The sequence below is a fragment of the Mameliella sp. CS4 genome (assembly GCF_019392335.1).
Lineage (GTDB): Bacteria > Pseudomonadota > Alphaproteobacteria > Rhodobacterales > Rhodobacteraceae > Antarctobacter.
Genome location: NZ_JAHXRQ010000162.1, coordinates 1 through 269 on the forward strand (window position 1 = coordinate 1; position 269 = coordinate 269).

The window sequence follows — 269 nt, forward strand, 5'->3', positions numbered from 1 at the left end:
CCTGACCGCCAGAGTTTTCGTGGCGAGCGGGCTCGCCACGGGCGTTAAACCACATCAACGCCGACATGAATCGCATCATGCCGCCAGAACTCCAGGTCGCAGTCGATCAAGCGCTGGTGCTGGTCATAGTTGACCCGGGCGATGCGCAAGCCCGGGCTACCCACCGACACGCGCAACGCGCCGGCGGCCTCCACCGGCAATGACGTCGGCACAATTTCGAAGCGCACGCGGCCGTACTGCAAGTCGTACTTGCGCGCATACAACTCGGT

At 63.6% G+C, this 269-nt stretch carries 1 protein-coding gene; it reads right to left on the minus strand.

The features are described 5' to 3' along the window. Positions 1–44: 44 nt before the first annotated feature. On the minus strand, positions 45–269 hold a 225-nt coding region (locus tag KZZ07_RS26955), incomplete at its 5' end, for a UTRA domain-containing protein (RefSeq protein ID WP_219520042.1).